At 62.7% G+C, this 15,482-nt stretch carries 14 protein-coding genes; 1 reads left to right on the plus strand and 13 read right to left on the minus strand.

Annotated features, from left to right (window positions below):
• Positions 1–73: 73 nt before the first annotated feature.
• The 5 genes from C8J33_RS09245 to C8J33_RS09265 all read right to left on the minus strand — a co-directional run bounded on the left by C8J33_RS09245 (position 74) and on the right by C8J33_RS09265 (position 6,561).
• The gene (locus C8J33_RS09245; protein WP_110726938.1) at positions 74–1,162 is read right to left on the minus strand and encodes an ABC transporter ATP-binding protein; all 1,089 of its coding nucleotides are present in this window, start codon (positions 1,160–1,162) and stop codon (positions 74–76) included.
• 32 nt (positions 1,163–1,194) lie between these two features.
• Positions 1,195–2,871: an alpha-glucosidase gene (locus tag C8J33_RS09250; RefSeq protein WP_132663842.1), complete on the minus strand. Its 1,677-nt coding sequence runs from the start codon at positions 2,869–2,871 to the stop codon at positions 1,195–1,197.
• A 64-nt stretch (positions 2,872–2,935) separates the two neighbouring features.
• Complete coding sequence (locus C8J33_RS09255; protein WP_110726942.1) at positions 2,936–4,081, minus strand: carbohydrate ABC transporter permease; 1,146 nt, start codon at positions 4,079–4,081, stop codon at positions 2,936–2,938.
• A 1-nt stretch (position 4,082) separates the two neighbouring features.
• A complete protein-coding gene (locus tag C8J33_RS09260) occupies positions 4,083–5,093 on the minus strand; it encodes a carbohydrate ABC transporter permease (RefSeq protein ID WP_132663844.1) in 1,011 nt (336 codons plus the stop codon).
• A gap of 109 nt (positions 5,094–5,202) precedes the next feature.
• A complete protein-coding gene (locus C8J33_RS09265; protein WP_132663846.1) occupies positions 5,203–6,561 on the minus strand; it encodes an ABC transporter substrate-binding protein in 1,359 nt (452 codons plus the stop codon).
• A 272-nt stretch (positions 6,562–6,833) separates the two neighbouring features.
• Between C8J33_RS09265 and C8J33_RS09270 the strand changes: the two genes are divergently transcribed.
• Positions 6,834–7,865 carry a LacI family DNA-binding transcriptional regulator gene (locus C8J33_RS09270; protein WP_110800009.1) on the plus strand — a complete coding sequence of 344 codons (1,032 nt, stop codon included), beginning with the start codon at positions 6,834–6,836 and terminating at the stop codon, positions 7,863–7,865.
• A gap of 9 nt (positions 7,866–7,874) precedes the next feature.
• On the opposite strand, the gene folD is transcribed toward C8J33_RS09270, so the two are convergent.
• The 8 genes from folD to flhA form a co-directional block, all read right to left on the minus strand.
• Positions 7,875–8,774 carry a bifunctional methylenetetrahydrofolate dehydrogenase/methenyltetrahydrofolate cyclohydrolase FolD gene (gene folD / locus C8J33_RS09275; RefSeq protein ID WP_132663848.1) on the minus strand — a complete coding sequence of 300 codons (900 nt, stop codon included), beginning with the start codon at positions 8,772–8,774 and terminating at the stop codon, positions 7,875–7,877.
• 170 nt (positions 8,775–8,944) lie between these two features.
• On the minus strand, positions 8,945–9,754 hold the full coding sequence (locus C8J33_RS09280; protein WP_110800010.1) for a WecB/TagA/CpsF family glycosyltransferase: 810 nt from the start codon (positions 9,752–9,754) through the stop codon (positions 8,945–8,947).
• Positions 9,755–10,122: 368 nt separating this feature from the next.
• Positions 10,123–10,689, minus strand: a complete 567-nt coding sequence (locus C8J33_RS09285) for a hypothetical protein (RefSeq protein WP_110726950.1) — start codon at positions 10,687–10,689, stop codon at positions 10,123–10,125.
• Positions 10,686–11,060, minus strand: a complete 375-nt coding sequence (locus C8J33_RS09290; protein ID WP_092932181.1) for a hypothetical protein — start codon at positions 11,058–11,060, stop codon at positions 10,686–10,688. The genes C8J33_RS09285 and C8J33_RS09290 overlap by 4 nt, the downstream gene beginning before the upstream one ends.
• 335 nt (positions 11,061–11,395) lie before the next feature.
• The gene (locus C8J33_RS09295) at positions 11,396–11,971 is read right to left on the minus strand and encodes a rod-binding protein (protein ID WP_110800011.1); all 576 of its coding nucleotides are present in this window, start codon (positions 11,969–11,971) and stop codon (positions 11,396–11,398) included.
• A 118-nt stretch (positions 11,972–12,089) separates the two neighbouring features.
• A complete protein-coding gene (locus C8J33_RS09300) occupies positions 12,090–12,506 on the minus strand; it encodes a hypothetical protein (RefSeq protein ID WP_092932179.1) in 417 nt (138 codons plus the stop codon).
• A gap of 2 nt (positions 12,507–12,508) precedes the next feature.
• On the minus strand, positions 12,509–13,261 hold the full coding sequence (gene fliR, locus C8J33_RS09305; protein WP_110800012.1) for a flagellar biosynthetic protein FliR: 753 nt from the start codon (positions 13,259–13,261) through the stop codon (positions 12,509–12,511).
• Positions 13,258–15,345, minus strand: a complete 2,088-nt coding sequence (gene flhA / locus C8J33_RS09310; protein ID WP_110800145.1) for a flagellar biosynthesis protein FlhA — start codon at positions 15,343–15,345, stop codon at positions 13,258–13,260. The genes fliR and flhA overlap by 4 nt, the downstream gene beginning before the upstream one ends.
• Positions 15,346–15,482 lie beyond the last annotated feature (137 nt).

Raw genomic sequence — 15,482 nt, forward strand, 5'->3', positions numbered from 1 at the left:
CTGTGTTGCCCCACCCAATTCGCAGACGACGGGTTTGGTTCCGGCAAAAGCATTCGCGGCTGTGATCGATGGCTTAACGCCGATACGTCTTCCCCTCCCCATCGAACAGATGCAGCTTGGCGCGGTCTGCGGTGAAGCGGACCCGCTCTCCACGCTTGATCGGCTGGATGCCGGCAAGTTTGGCGATGATCGGTTCGTCGGGAACGAGGCCTTCGATGTAGAGGAGGGTGACTTCGCCCAGCGCCTCGACGATGGAAACGGTGCCTTCGAAGAGGAAGCTGTCCCCGGTGGTGATCTGAAGGTCTTCGGGGCGGACGCCGAAGCTGGCCTGCCGGCCGCTTTCGGTATCGGGCGTCGGGATATCGAGGATGTCGCGCTTGCCGCCGACGAGTTCGACCGTCGTCTGGGCGCCGGTGGCGACGATCCTGGCGGGGATGATGTTCATGGCGGGCGAGCCGATGAACTGGGCGACGAAGAGGTTGGCGGGGCGCTCGTAGAGTTCGAGCGGCGGACCGACCTGCTCGATATGACCGCCAGAGAGCACGACGATGCGGTCCGCAAGCGTCATCGCCTCCACCTGATCGTGGGTGACGTAGATCATGGTCGTGTCGGCCATCTGCTCGTTCAGCCGGGCGATCTCGATGCGGGTGGCGACGCGCAGCGCCGCGTCGAGGTTCGACAGGGGCTCATCGAACAGGAAGACCTTGGGGTCGCGGCAGATGGCGCGGCCGATGGCGACGCGCTGGCGCTGGCCACCGGAGAGCGCCTTCGGCAGGCGGTCGAGATATTGCGTGAGCTGCAGGATATCGGCGGCGGCGCGGACGCGGCGGTCGATTTCCTCCTTGCTTTCCTTGGCGATGCGCATGCCGAAGGCCATGTTGTCGTAGACCGTCATATGCGGGTAGAGCGCATAGGACTGGAACACCATGGCGATGCCGCGCTTCGACGGCGGGGTATCGTTGACCTTCTCGCCCTCGATGAACATCTCACCACCGGTGATCTCCTCGAGCCCGGCGATCATGCGCAGCAGCGTCGACTTTCCGCAGCCGGACGGGCCGACGAAGACGATGAACTCGCCCTTCTCGATCGTCAGATCGATACCGTGGATGACGTCCACGGCACCATAGGATTTGCGGATCTTGCGTAGTTCCAGTCCGGACATGGGTCCCTCCCCGTTCACTTCAATCGTGATCGTCAGACGATCCGCGCGAAAAATCCGCTCCAGGCGGGCAGTGTAATGCTGTTGTCGCCGAGTTCCGAGGCAAAGCCGTGGCCGGTCAGCACCTCGAGCCGCTCGGCCGGCCGTTCGACCGATGCTGTCTCGCCGCTCATGTTGAACAAGCATAGCAGCGTCTCGTTGCCATGGCTCCGTTCGAAGCCGAGGATCGGCGCTGCGTAGGGCTTGAAGGCGATTTCGCCCTTGGCCAGCGCCGTGTACTGGCGGCGGAAGGCGAGGAAGCGGCGGTAGTGGTGGAGGACAGAGCGCATGTCCTGTTCCTGCACCGAGACGGCGCGGGGCAGATGCTCGGGCGGCACCGGTAGCCAGGGACGGCCATCGCCGAAGCCGCCGTTCTGCGCGTCGGCCTCCCAGACCATCGGCGTGCGGCAGCCGTCGCGGCCCTTGAAGTCGGGCCAGAACTGGATGCCGTAGGGATCCTGCAGGTCCTCGAAGGCGAGATCGGCCTCGGTCAGCGCCAGTTCTTCACCCTGATAGATGCAGACGGAACCGCGCAGCGACATCAGCATGCTGGCGAGCAATTTCGCGTGGGCGTCATGATCCGCGATGCCCTGCCCCCAGCGGGAGACATGGCGCACGACGTCGTGGTTGGAAAACGCCCAGCAGGCCCAGCCTTCGGGTGCTGCCCGCTCGAAGGCGTGCTGCACCTCGGCGACGCGCGCCGGCGTCAGCGGATCGGGCGCCAGGAACTCGAAGGCGTAGCACATGTGCATCTTGTCGCCGCCCGACGTGTACTGGCCGGCGATTTCGAGACCGATCTGGCTGTCGCCCACCTCGCCCACCGCGGCGATCGCCGGATATTCGTCCATGACGGCGCGGAAGCGCTGGAGGAAGGCGATGTTTTCAGGCCGGTTCTTGTCGTAGAGATGTTCCTGATAGTTGTAGGGGTTCACGGCCGGGGCCGTATTGGCATTGCGGCGCTCGGGCGCCAGCGCCGGATTGTCGCGCAGTTGCAGGTCGTGGAAGTAGAAATTGATCGTGTCGAGGCGAAAACCGTCGACGCCGCGCTCCAGCCAAAAGCGCTCGACGGATATCAGCGCGTCCTGCACCTCGGTGTTGTGAAGGTTGAGGTCCGGCTGCGAGGTCAGGAAGTTGTGCATGTAATATTGCAGGCGCGTCGGGTCCCAAGCCCAAGCCGAACCGCCGAAGATCGACATCCAGTTGTTAGGCGGCGTGCCGTCGGGCTTGGAGTCCGACCAGACGTACCAGTCCGCCTTCGGGTTGAAGCGGCTGGAGCGGCTTTCGGCAAACCAGGGGTGCTGGTCCGAGGTGTGGGAGAGCACGAGGTCGATCATGACCCGGATTCCCAGACGATGCGCCTCGGCGATCAGGTCGTCGAAATCCGACAGCAGGCCGAAGATCGGATCGACGCCGTTATAGTTCGAGACGTCGTAGCCAAAATCCTTCATCGGCGAAGTGAAGAAGGGCGAGATCCAGATGGCATCGACATTCAGCGAGGCGATGTAGGGCAGCCGGCGCGTGATCCCCTTGAGATCGCCGATGCCGTCGTCGTTGCTGTCCTGATAGGACCGCGGGTAGATCTGGTAAATCACGGCGCCGCGCCACCAGTCGCGGTCGGCGGGCAGCAGGGTGGAGGTCTGTTCGGTCTGGGTCTTGCGAAGGGGTAGGCTCATGGAAAGGGGCGGGTCCTTGGACGGGTGGGTTCGGGAGACGATGGTTCAGGTCGCCTGAGTGGGATCAACCGCCCTTGACGGATCCCGCCAACAGGCCGCGCACGAGATAGCGCTGCAGGCTGAAGAACACGAGGAGCGGAATGATGATGGTGATGAAGGCGGAGGCCGTCAGGATTTCCCAGTTGCCGCCGCGCGAGCCGAGCAGGTTGACGAGGCGGCCGGTGAGCACGAGCTCATTATTGCCTGTGCCGAGGAAGACCATGGCGACGAGGAGGTCGTTCCATGTCCAGAGGAACTGGAAGATGGCGAAGGAGGCGAGTGCGGGGAAGGACAGCGGCAGGATGATCTTGACGAAGATGTCGAAATCGCTGGCGCCATCGACCCGGGCGGACTCCATGATCTCGCGCGGCAGGCCGGCCATATAGTTGCGCAGCAGATAGATGGCAAGCGGCAGGCCGAAGCCCATATGCGCGAGCCAGATGCCGACATAGGTCTTGGCGGGAACGCCGAGGAACGCGCCGACGCCGTTATAGAGCTTGAGCAGCGGGATCAGCGACATCTGCAAGGGTACGACCAGCAGGCCGACGACGATGGCAATGAGGACGGTGCGGCCGGGAAACGGCATCCAGGCGAGTGCATAGGCCGCAAAGGCCGCAACGAGGATGGGGATGATGGTGGAGGGAATGGAGACGGTCAGCGAGTTGATGAAGGACGCGCCGATTCCTTCCGCATTGAGAACCTCGCGGTAATTGTCGAAGGTGAAGCGCGAGGGGACGGCGGCCTGAACGAAGATGCGCTGGCCACGCGAGCCTTCCATGGCAACGTCGGAGACGATCTCATATGTGCCGTCCTCCTGCACGGTCAGACGCTCGCCGTCGTTGAGCGTCGCGGTCTGGCCGGGCTCGAAGGCTGCCGGTTCCTGCGTGCGGAAGCCGAAGGCGGAGACCTTGGCGCCGGGATTGTCGAGCGCGTTGCCGGATATGACGAACTTGCCGTCGCGCTGCTGCTGCGCTTCCGGGCCCGGTGCGCGCACCGTCAGGTTCTGGCTGGAGGTGGACAACGCCGTCCACCAGCCGGAGACGGCCAGCTGGTCCTTGTCGCGCAGCGACGAGATGAGAAGGCCCGCTGTCGGGATCGTCCAGAGGATGACCAGCAGCAGCACCGAGAGGTGGACGAAGAGGACGAGCGGGGAGCGTTTCGATGCGATCATCTCAGTGTCCCTTCATCTCTTTGGCGGCATTGCGAATGTTCCAGATCATGATCGGCACGACGAGGAGCATGATGACCACGGCGATCGCCGCGCCGCGGCCGAAATCGCCACCGCCCCGGAACATCCAGTCGAACATGAGATTGGCCAGAACCTGCGTCTGCCATTGCCCGTTGGTCATCGCCAGCACGATGTCGAACACCTTGAGGACGAGGATGGTGATGGTGGTCCAGACCACGGCGATGGTGCCCCAGATCTGCGGGATCATGATCTTGAAGAAGATCTGGAAGCCGTTCGCCCCGTCGATCACGGCGGCCTCGACCGTTTCCTCCGGAATGCCGCGCAGGGCCGCCGACAGGATGACCATGGCAAAGCCGGTCTGGATCCAGACGAGGATGGCCATTAGGAAGAAGTTGTTCCAGAGCGGGATGGTGACCCAGGCCTGCGGCTCGAAGCCGAGCGATGTGACGATGGCGTTGAGCAGGCCGATCTGCTCCGTGCCGGCAGCGCGGTAGTCGTAGATGAACTTCCAGATGACCGATGCGCCGACGAAGGAGATGGCCATAGGCATGAAGATCAGCGTCTTGGCAATGTTGCCCCACCAGATGCGGTCGGTCAGAGCCGCGATGATCAGGCCGAAGAAGGTGGCGAGCGCCGGGACGACGAGCAGCCAGAGGAAATTGTTGAAGATCGACTGGCGGAACTCGCCGTCATTGATCATCCAGACATAGTTGGCGCCGCCGACGAAATTCTGCCCTGCACGATCGTGGAAGGAGAGCCAGACGGACTCGATAACCGGATAGATGAGGTAGATCGTCATGGCGAAGAGCGCCGGAAACAGGAAGAGCCAGGGGCGGATGGCGTTGCTGATGCGCAGATTGCGCGATGCCTTGGCGCCCGATCGACCCTTTGACGGGAAGATGAGGTCGAGGATCAGGTTCGTTCCGTAGAAATAGGCAGCGCAGGCGAGAACGCCGGCCACCATCGTTACCACAGCCATCAACAATTGCTGCATGTTCCCCCCTCAGGCCGCGGCGCGGCCGACCGTCGTCCACCCACAAGATCGAACCCGCGCGCGCCACTTGCCATGGTGGCAAGTGGCGCGCGACGTCGCGAAACGATCGTTACTTGATGCTGTCCCAGGACTTCTGGATGTCGGTTGCCACATCGGCTGCCGGCTTGCCGCCGACATAGTCGATCATGGCGGTCCAGAAGGCGCCGGCGCCGATCTTGCCGGGCATCAGGTCGGAGCCGTCGAAGCGGAAGGTGGTCGCATTGAGGAGAATATCCCCCTGCTTCTTCATCGGCGCATTGGCGTAGGTATCGAGGTTCACGCCCTTGTACGGGGTGAGGAAGCTCGACTGGGCCATCCAGACCTCATGCGCGATCGGCGTCTTCAAGAAGTCGAGGAAGGCGCGCGAAGCCGGCGTGTCCTTGGTGATCATGGCGAGCGTGCCGGCACCGAGGACCGGATTTCCGAGTTCCGGCTTGCTGGCATAAGGCGGCATGTAGAAGAAATCCGCGTCTTCGCCGACCTTCGTGCCTTCCGGGAAGAAGGACGGAATGAAGGATGCCTGGTGATGCAGGTAGCACTTCGGCGGCGAGGCGAAGAGGCCCTTCGGGCTGTCGCGGAAGTCGGTGGACGAGACCGCCTGCGTGCCGCCATCGACATATTTCGGGTTCTTGGCAAAGAAGCCGAACTCGTCGATCGCGCCGACGACGGCGGGGTCGTTGAACGGAATGGCGTTCGAGACCCACTTGTCATAGGTGTCGGCCGGCTGCGTGCGCAGCATCATGTCTTCGACCCAGTCGGTCGCCGGCCAGCCGGTCGCGCCGCCGGAACCGAGACCGATGCACCACGGCGTGCCGCCATCGGCGACGATCTTGTCGGTCAGGGCCTTCAGCTCTTCCATGGTCTTGGGCACTTCATAGCCCGCATCCTCGAAGTTCTCGGGCACGTACCAGACAAGCGACTTGACGTCGATCTTGTAGGGGAACGCGTAGAGCGCCTTCTGGCCGTCCTTGCCGGCATAGGTCGACAGATCGACCCAGGACTGGCCCGCCGCGTAATTGTCGAGCAGCCACTTGTCCGTGCCTTCGCTGAGCGGTGTCAGGTAGCCCTTGGAGGCGAGGTCGGCGATGAGACCCGGCTGCGGCAGGATCGCGACATCCGGCGGCGAGCCCGCCTGCGTGTCGATGACGATCTGCTGCTCGTAGTTCTCGGACGACGAATATTTCACGTCGGCGCCGGTAACGTCGCGGAAATAGTCGAGCACGGCTTCGAACAGGACCTGGTCTTCGCCGCGCCAGGGGCCGAAGATGGTCAGCGACTGACCCTTCAGGTCATGCCCGGACTTGAAGTCCTCGTAGCTTTTCCAGTTGAACTTGGCGTCTTCGCCCGGCTTGAACTTCAGCTCCGCCGCCAAGGCGGTTCCTGCGATAAGAGCAAGCGCAGCTGCGCCCAGGATCAGTTTGGTCTTCACGTGTTTCCTCCCGAAAAACCGCTGCACCTTGCCGGCATCTTTCCTTGATGGCCGCTTTCAAAGCGCTTTGAGAAGCTTAAGAAATCATTGGTCGAGGCGGCAAGTCAAGAGGTTTTGCATGCCTGTCCATCGTAAGTTGTTAATTTGCAGTGCAGCGAAGGTTTGCAGTGCGGCAAGACGAGAACCGTTTTGCGCAGCCATGCCTTTAGTGGTAATCAGCAATCATACCGCTTTGAGGGGGTATCGAAGCGCTTTGGCGGGAGTTCTGGAGGATGGTCGTCAATCTCAGACAGTTGGCCGAGATGCTGGGTCTGTCGCAGACGACGGTCAGCCGGGCGCTGAACGGCTATCCGGAGGTGAATGCGGAAACGCGCGAGCGCGTGCTGCAGGCCGTGCGCGACACCGGCTATCGGCCGAACCGGGCAGCGCAGCGGCTGGCGACCGGCCGTGCCGCCTCGATCGGCCTCGTGATGACGGTCGCTCCCGATATCGATACGGACGTGCATTTCAGCGCCTTCCTGACCGGACTTGGGGAAGCTTCCGTTCGTCACGACTTTCATTTCGTCATCAATCCCAGTGCGCCGGAAGAGGAAGAGACGACCTTTCGTCGGCTGGCGGCCAGCGGCAATGTCGATGCGCTCTTCATAGCCTCCGTACGTCGTGACGATCCACGGATCGAGATGCTGCGCTCTTTGCCGATCCCCTATCTGGTGCACGGCCGGGCGATCGGTCAGGGCGAAGACTATCCCTTCCTCGACATCGACAATGAGGGCGCTTTCTACGAGGCGACGCAGTTGCTGATCTCGCTCGGGCACCGCCGCATTGCGCTGATCAACGGGCAGGAACACCTGACCTTTGCCATGCGCCGGAAGGCCGGCATGCTGGCGGCTCTTCAGGAAGCTGGGCTGGAAACACAGGATGTTCTGATCGCCCATGACTTCATGACGGACGAATACGGGTTTCGGGCGACGACGGCATTCCTGGCCGATGCGCGGCCGCCGACCGCCATTCTCTGTTCCAGCACGGTCATGGCGCTGGGCGTGGTCAGGGCCCTGAACCGCGCCGGGCTGAAGGTCGGCGACGACGTGTCGCTGATCGCGCATGACGACGTGCTACCGCTGCTGAAACCGGAACATTTCAACGTGCCGCTGACGACCACGCAGTCCTCGCTACGGGCAGCGGGCGCCCGCGTCGCCGAACGGCTGATCACCCATGTCCTGAGCCCGGAAGACGCACTGGAGCACGAGGTTTGGCAGGCGGAACTGATCATCCGCGACTCGACCAAGCCGGCGCCGCGGGGCTGACATCAAAGATTAGAAGCTCGGCGCTTCCACGCCGGCCGCGCGGTGGGCGGCGATGACGGTGTTGGCCATCAGCATGGCGATGGTCATCGGCCCGACGCCGCCGGGGACGGGCGTGATGGTTGCGGCGATATCCTTGCACTCGGCGAAGGCGACGTCACCGACGAGGCGGGTTTTCCCCTCCCCCCGCTCGGGCGCCGCGATGCGATTGATGCCGACATCGATGACGGTGGCACCGGGCTTGACCCAATCCGCCTTCACCATTTCCGGCCGGCCGACGGCGGCAACGAGAATATCCGCATTGCGGCAGACGGCGGGCAGATCCCGCGTGCGCGAATGGGCGACCGTCACGGTCGCGTTGGCGGCGAGCAGCAGGGCTGCCATCGGCTTGCCGAACAGGTTGGAGCGTCCGATGACGACCGCATTGAGGCCCGAGAGATCGGCGCCATGGGTCTGGCGAACGAAGACCATGGCGCCAGCCGGCGTGCAGGAGACGAGACCGCCCTTGAGGTCGCCGGTCGCAAGCTTTCCGGCATTGACGACATTCAGTCCGTCCACGTCCTTTTCCGGCCGGATCGACTGGATGATGGGGTCGGCGTCGAAATGCGGCGGCAGGGGCAGTTGCACGAGGATGCCGTGGATCGCGGGATCGGCATTGAGGCGATCGACGATGGCAGCGAGGTCATCCTGGGTGGTTTCCTCCGGCAGCGTGTGCTGCACGGATACGAAACCACATTCCTTGGCCATACGGCTCTTGGAGGAGACGTAGGTGTGGCTGGCCGGATCATTGCCGACGATGACGACGGCAAGCCCCGTCTTGACGCCGTGGCTTTCTTCCAGCGTGCTGGCCGCTGTCTTCACGCGGTCGAGAACGGAGGCGGCTACGGTCTTTCCATCGATAACGGTGCTCATTAGGCCCTCGCGGATATGGTTCGTCCAGAGGGACATATAGGGCGCGAACGCCAGCAGATCGCCTCAATGCGTCCTAAGCTGTTCTTCACGAGGATTTCAAGGCCGACATGGGCCTGTACCGGAAGATCGCTCTCCGGTGCACCGTTTTTGCTCGAACCGGGACGATATCGTTACAGCGATGCGACCCGCCGGGCCGGCAGTGTGCGTGCCGTGCGCGGCCCGGTCAGCTTGCGCCAGAGAACGAAGCGCAGGAAGACCGGGATGCCGATGACGTAGCGCTTCCACAGGCGTTGCGGCTCGATGGTCATGCGGTAGAGCCACTCCAGGCGCATGCGACGGATGGATTCGGGTGCACGCGGCACCTCGCCGGCGATGAAATCGAACAATGCACCCACACCGAGCACGAGCCGGGCATGCCCCGGGCCGACATAGCGGTCGATCCACTTTTCCTGGCGCGGCGTGCCCATGGCGATCAGCAGGATATCAGGGCTGGCCTTGCGGACCTTCGCCATGACGGCATCGGATTCGGACGGATCAAAGTAGCCGTCCGATACCGGAATGAACGTGTGCCAGGGCGTATGCTTGGCGAAATTCTCGGCCGCCCGCTGCAGGACATCGGCGCGCGCGCCGACCATGGCCACACGGCGGGGCGTGCGCATGTAGGTGAGCATGGCCGGCACGAAATCGGTGCCGTTCAGATTGGCGGGGAACGGCTTGCCATGAAAGATCTTGGAGGCGATATCGACGCCATGGCCATCCGGCAGCACGACATGCCGCTCGAGGATCGCGCGGTAGTCGGGGTCTTCCATCATGTAATTGGCATTGTTGGCATTCAGGAAGGAAATGATCGTTTGCCCGATCGGCAACGAGGCGACCTCGTCCACGAAGGTGAAAGCTTCCTCCCATTCGAAATCGCAGACCGCGAGGTCGAGGATGTCGCGGTGGGACGGCTGGATCGAGACGGGCGGAAAATATTTCATGCGGGCAATCCTCCATCAAGGAGCATCGCGCCGCACGAGCACCGTCCTCATTCCCTGTCCCTGCTCTCGCTCGTCGTCGCGGTCAAGCGGAGACGGAGCGGGCTGTGACGAGAACGAATATTCCCGGATGCCTGTGCGGTCACGATCCTCGGATCAATTGACGGCACAATAGCAAAGCGGTCTGAAATCGCGTTTAAACCATTCAATCAAAAGCCTTTTCCCGAATTCAGGATCCGTTTACGACGATCCTGTGAAAAGGCGAGCAAGAGCAAGCATGGCGGCCGGGGAAACGATGTTTCCCGCCCGGCGACGGCTCTTCGATCGTTTCAAGCTGATACAGGCCCGTGACGGAAGATGCGTCCACCGACTCAATGGCCGGCGGCTGCCTTCTCTGCCGCACCGGGGATGACGTCGTGTGCGGTGTTGCCGTTGCGATCGACGATCGCGACCGGCTCCGGCTGCTTGCGGCTTTCGCGATTTGCGACGCGCGCGACATCGGCCTTGGAAAGATATTCGAGCTGTTCGACCAGCACCTCGAAGATCACCTCTTCCTTCATCTGCTCGTTCAGGCCCGCCTTCACGACCGACTTGAAGTTGGCGAGATCGAAGGATTTGCTGTCCTCGACATTGATCAGCTGCTTGCCGACGAGAATATCGAACAGCGCGTTGGTGACGGTCTCCTTCAAGGGAACCGGCAGCGTCTTCACCTTTGTCTTGTCCACGGCGAAGGAGAGCTTCGTCAGAAAGTACCCCTGCACGCCGCCATCGCGGAGCACCGGGACCGTGATCAGCTCGCCGGGAACGTATTCCTGCACGGCGAGCCGAGCCTGCTCCTCACTGGATTCCACCGGTGCGGAGGCGTGACGCATCGAGACATAGACCGATCCGAGCGTGATGCCTGCGACCCAGACGCCGGTGAGAAGAAGCTTGATCATACCATCGCGCCGTAACGGAACTGTTCTTCGGAGTAGATGCCATCGGCATCGGCGTCCTGCGCCGCAGTCTTCAGCAGCTCGACCACTGAGCGGCAGGCCTCCAGATGGGCCTCGACCTTCTCGGAATTGGTCGCCAGCTTGTTGCGGATATGCTTGGCCTGCGACAGGTAGGACGGCGACACGTCGGTCGGCGCTGCCTGCCGGCGGTTGAGCATGGTCAGCTCATAGAGGCACCGGCTCTTGCGCAGGTTGGACGCCTTGAGGTCGAAGGTGGGATCGACGCCGATCCGGGCGTTCTCATTGTCGAGGATCATCTCGAGCCGACCCAGAATGTTGCGGACCCGCACATCGCCCGAAGCCTGAATTTCCATAAAACGTCTCCCGTCTTGGCACGGCACCCAGGTGGATTTCGCCGCTCACCCTGCGCCTGCATTCCTGATTTTCCGCATGTCTCGACGTCTGGGGCCAACCCTCTGACATCACGTGCGAAACATGAACCTCTGCCGGCGGCCGGGGCATCTGGACGATGCCGGCAGCCGGTCCGCGTCGCTGCGCCGGCCCCCTCAGGGCCGGGCGTCCTCTTATTCCGTTTCCGGCTGATCGCGTTCCGCGAACCGGAAACAAGAACCATCGAAAATCTCTGGCCGGAAGGCCGGATTTTCACTGGACGGAATACGGTTTCCGGTCTGATCAGCCGGAAGCCGTATCACTCCGTGCTGCCTGTCGAGGACAGTGCGTCGCTCGCCCGGAAGCCGTCCAGCGCCTTGCGCTGATATTCCTGCACCATGCTCTGGGCCATGTTGGCGCTGTTGCCATCGAGCTGCGCGCTGACGCGATTGGTCATGCTCGTGCCGCCGGCGCCATCGGCCACCATGCTCGCGGCGATACCGACGCCGTCGCCCTTGGCCATGACGTTGCCGATCTGCTCGGCCATCATGCTCTTCCAGATGTCGCCGGCCGTGCCCTTGCCGTAAACGTCCTCGCTGTTGCTCGGCATCATCGACTTGACGAAGTTCTGGAGCACCATGGCCTCGAACTTCCGATAGGTTTCCGGCACCTTCTTCGGCTCGGCGCGGTTGTCGATATTCCCCAGGCCGGAACCGCCCTGGTTCTGGTTGAGGATTGCGACCGTGTTGGCAAAACCATTGCCGGTCTCCGCAAGGCTCGACGCGCGGAAGGCGGCCCGGTTGGACTGCAGACGCGCCTGCGCCTCTTTGACCTGCGTCGGATCGGCCGCGCGCAGGACATCCATCACCAGATCGGTCGGAGGAGAAATGGCCATCCGGGTGCTTCCTTCGTCATGCAGCCTGCAGCCCGCTGAGAGAGGCTGAAAATCCGCGATGAAAATCAGATATTTGGCTGGATGAAACGAGACCGTCGCATCCTGCCGACCGGGGCCACTATGAGTGGTCAAGCTTACCGGAAGCTGGCGCGCCATGCATGACATGCTGGTCGATGAGATCGTAGATCGCATCGTCCGCCTCGGCGCGCTCTTCGAGCGCACGGGCATCCTTCATATGCTCGGCCAGCCGGTCGCCCTTCGCCCGCTCCTTGAGCACGCGCGCTTCGTGTACCTGCTGGATGCCCTCGAGCATCTGGTCCTTCTGGGCGAGGCGGCCGAGTTGCGACGCGTAGTGGCCGGAAAACATGGCGTGGAGGGGCTTCGCCGAGCCCATGGCGTCGGCCACGACGTCGATCGTGGTCGCGAGTTCGCGGCGCTGGCGGGCGGTTTCGGAAAGCTCGTTTTCCGCCATCTGTTCGAGATGGCGCTGGACGGCGACGAGGCGCTTCAGCTTGTCGGAGCGGTTTCCGGCCATGTCTATATTCCCTGCATGACGACGGCGAAGCCATCGGCGAACAGCCGCAGCATGGCGGCGATGCCCAGATAGAGAAGGAACAACCCGCCCATGATGAGGTAGGGCGCGGAGATGAAGTAGAGTGGCATCTGCGGCGCCAGCTTGTTGACCATGCCGAGCGCCACGTTGAAGAGCAGGCCATAGATGATGAACGGGCTCGACAGGCGCAGCATGATCATGAAGGTCATTTCCAGCGCATTGGTCATCGTGATCAGGATGCCCTGCGGATCGAACCCGACGCCGAGCGGCATGACCCTGTAGCTGTCGAAGATCGACTCGAAGATCACGTGATGGAAATCGAGCATGAAGAGCACCATGAGCCCGGCAAAGGAGATCATGTTCGTCACCTGGTTTTCCGAGGAGTCTTCCAGCACGTCGCTGGCCGGCGGCGCGGTGAAGCCGATCATCATGGTGAGCACGGTGCCGACGAACTGCAGGCCGAGCGCATAGAAACGGGCGATGAGGCCGATCACGCTGCCGATGACGATCTCGGTGGTGATGATGTAGATATAGGTGTGACCCTTGCCGGAGATCTGCGGATAGATGTCGTTCCACATCAGCGGCAGGATCGCCATCGAGATCGCGACCGCCGTGAAGAGTCGGATCTGGACCGAGACACGGGCCGACGAGAAACCCGGCATGACCATGATGCAGGCGCCGATACGGCAGAACGCCGCAAACAGCGCCAGCACCGTGCCTTCCGGGTCTGTTATCATGAAATGGAGCCGATGATCTTGATCTCGAGCCCCTTTGCGAGCTCGACATGGCTGAGGACCGGCAGCGTGGCAAACAGGCGTTCGATGATCATGCGGACATAAGAGCGGGATTCGGGCGAAGATACCAGTACGAACGGCATGCCGCGATCCAGATGTTCGCGGATGACGCGGGTCGCCTCCTCGCTGAATTCCTCGAGGTGGCGCGGATCGATGTCGAACTCGACGATATCGCCCTTGGCGTCGCGCTTGAGCGCCTGGTGGAACACCATGTCCCACTTGTTGCCGAGGCGCAGCACACGCAGCGTGCCGTTGTCGGAGAGATCGCCGCAGAGCTGCTGCGACATGCGGACGCGGACGTGCTCGACGATATGTTCGGTCTTGCGGACATGCGGGGCGAGTTCGGCGACCGCTTCGAGGATCAGGTGCAGGTTGCGGATGGAGACGCGCTCGGCGAGCAGCAGCTTCAGCACGGCCTGCAGGCCCGAATAGGACATGTGCGAGGTGCAAATCTCGTCCGCGAGCTTGCGGTATTCGGGATCGAGACGCTCGATGAGGATCTTGACGTCCTTGTAGGACAGCAGCTGCGGCAGGTTGTTGCGGATGACTTCCGACAGGTGCGTGAGCACGACGGAGACGTTGTCGATCGGGTGGAAGCCTTCGCGCTTCAGGTCTTCGGTGAAGGTTTCGAGGATCGAGACGGCGGGCATGCCGAAGGCGGGTTCGCGGATATCGTCGCCGGGAACCGTCGGACGACGGCCACCGCCGGTGACGACGATGACTTCGCCGACACGCACCGTATTCGACGCGATCGTCGTGCCGTGGACGCGGATGTGGTAGGCCTTGTCCGGCACGGCAATGTCGTCGGAGACCTTGATCTCGGGAACGATGAGCCCGTACTGGCTGGCGAATTTGCGGCGCATCTTGCCGACGCGGAAGGCGAGTTCCTGGTGGGCGCCGAGCAGTCGGGTCGAGACCTGCTTGCCGAGCAGCAGCTCGATTTCCGCGGTCTTGAGGACGGACTTGACGCTGTCCTTCTCGCTGTCCTTGACCTGGGCTGCCGTCTGCAGATCCTGCTCGCGCTTCAGCTGACTTGCGGCTGCAGCACGGCGCGGGATGATATAGGCTATGGCGGCCATGCCGACACCGAGCGTGGCGAAGGGAATGAAGGGCAGACCAGGGATGATGGAGAGCATGGCCAAAAGGCCCGCCGCCACCATTAGTGCGCGGGGATAGTTGCTGAGCTGGCCGACGACCGCCTGGTCGGTGGAGCCCGAGGTGCCGCCGCGCGACACGAGAAGGCCGGCGGCCAGCGAGACGATCAGGGCCGGGATCTGCGAGACCAGACCGTCTCCGACCGAGAGCTTGACGAACACGTCCGCCGCTTCGCCGATCGACATGCCGTGGCGGAAATAGCCGATGATGATGCCGCCGAACACGTTGATGCCGGTGATGAGAAGGCCGGCGACCGCATCGCCGCGCACGAACTTCGAGGCACCGTCCATGGAGCCGAAGAAGGAGCTTTCCTCCTCCAGCTCGCGCCGGCGATGCTGCGCTTCCTTCTCGTTGATCAGGCCCGCCGACAGGTCGGCGTCGATCGACATCTGCTTGCCGGGAATGGCATCGAGGGTGAAGCGGGCGCCGACTTCCGCGATACGCGTGGCACCCTTGGTGATGACGATGAAGTTCACCGTGATCAGGATGAGGAAGACGATCAGACCGATGACGAAGTCGCCGCCCATGACGAGTTCGGCGAAGCCCGCAATGACGCCGCCGGCCGCATCGTGCCCCTGGTGCCCGTGCGAGAGAATGACGCGCGTCGTCGCGATGTTCAGCGCGAGGCGGATCATGGTCGAGATCAGCAAGATAACCGGGAAGGACGAGAAATCGAGCGGCCGCTGGATCCAGAGCGATACCATCAGGATGAGGATGGAGAAGGCGATGGAGAAGGCCAGCCCCATGTCGATCAGGAAGGGCGGGATCGGCAGGAAGAGGATCGACAGGATCGCGACGATGCCGAGCGCAAAGCCGACATCGCGCCCGTTCGGGGCGATCTTGGGGATTACAATTGCAGGAGGTTGTGCCATCGGAATGTCCGTCTCGTCATGAGAGGCGGGCGACATTCATACCTGTCGCCCCATATGCCGACAGTTCTAGGTGTCCAAGCTTGCGCGGGGATGGCTGGCGAGGCGAAACGGAAGGCGCCGTCGATGGCTTGCCTAGC

Source organism: Rhizobium sp. PP-CC-3G-465, from assembly GCF_004343445.1.
Lineage (GTDB): Bacteria > Pseudomonadota > Alphaproteobacteria > Rhizobiales > Rhizobiaceae > Ferranicluibacter > Ferranicluibacter rubi.

Bases quoted from the DNA above. Each gene is read 5' to 3' on its own strand.
- C8J33_RS09245 (WP_110726938.1), bottom strand. From the start codon at position 1,162: ATGTCCGGACTGGAACTACGCAAGATCCGCAAATCCTATGGTGCCGTG.
- C8J33_RS09250 (WP_132663842.1), bottom strand. From the start codon at position 2,871: ATGAGCCTACCCCTTCGCAAGACCCAGACCGAACAGACCTCCACCCTG.
- C8J33_RS09255 (WP_110726942.1), bottom strand. From the start codon at position 4,081: ATGATCGCATCGAAACGCTCCCCGCTCGTCCTCTTCGTCCACCTCTCG.
- C8J33_RS09260 (WP_132663844.1), bottom strand. From the start codon at position 5,093: ATGCAGCAATTGTTGATGGCTGTGGTAACGATGGTGGCCGGCGTTCTC.
- C8J33_RS09270 (WP_110800009.1), top strand. From the start codon at position 6,834: ATGGTCGTCAATCTCAGACAGTTGGCCGAGATGCTGGGTCTGTCGCAG.
- folD (WP_132663848.1), bottom strand. From the start codon at position 8,774: ATGAGCACCGTTATCGATGGAAAGACCGTAGCCGCCTCCGTTCTCGAC.
- C8J33_RS09280 (WP_110800010.1), bottom strand. From the start codon at position 9,754: ATGAAATATTTTCCGCCCGTCTCGATCCAGCCGTCCCACCGCGACATC.
- C8J33_RS09285 (WP_110726950.1), bottom strand. From the start codon at position 10,689: ATGATCAAGCTTCTTCTCACCGGCGTCTGGGTCGCAGGCATCACGCTC.
- C8J33_RS09290 (WP_092932181.1), bottom strand. From the start codon at position 11,060: ATGGAAATTCAGGCTTCGGGCGATGTGCGGGTCCGCAACATTCTGGGT.
- C8J33_RS09295 (WP_110800011.1), bottom strand. From the start codon at position 11,971: ATGGCCATTTCTCCTCCGACCGATCTGGTGATGGATGTCCTGCGCGCG.
- C8J33_RS09300 (WP_092932179.1), bottom strand. From the start codon at position 12,506: ATGGCCGGAAACCGCTCCGACAAGCTGAAGCGCCTCGTCGCCGTCCAG.
- fliR (WP_110800012.1), bottom strand. From the start codon at position 13,261: ATGATAACAGACCCGGAAGGCACGGTGCTGGCGCTGTTTGCGGCGTTC.
- flhA (WP_110800145.1), bottom strand. From the start codon at position 15,345: ATGGCACAACCTCCTGCAATTGTAATCCCCAAGATCGCCCCGAACGGG.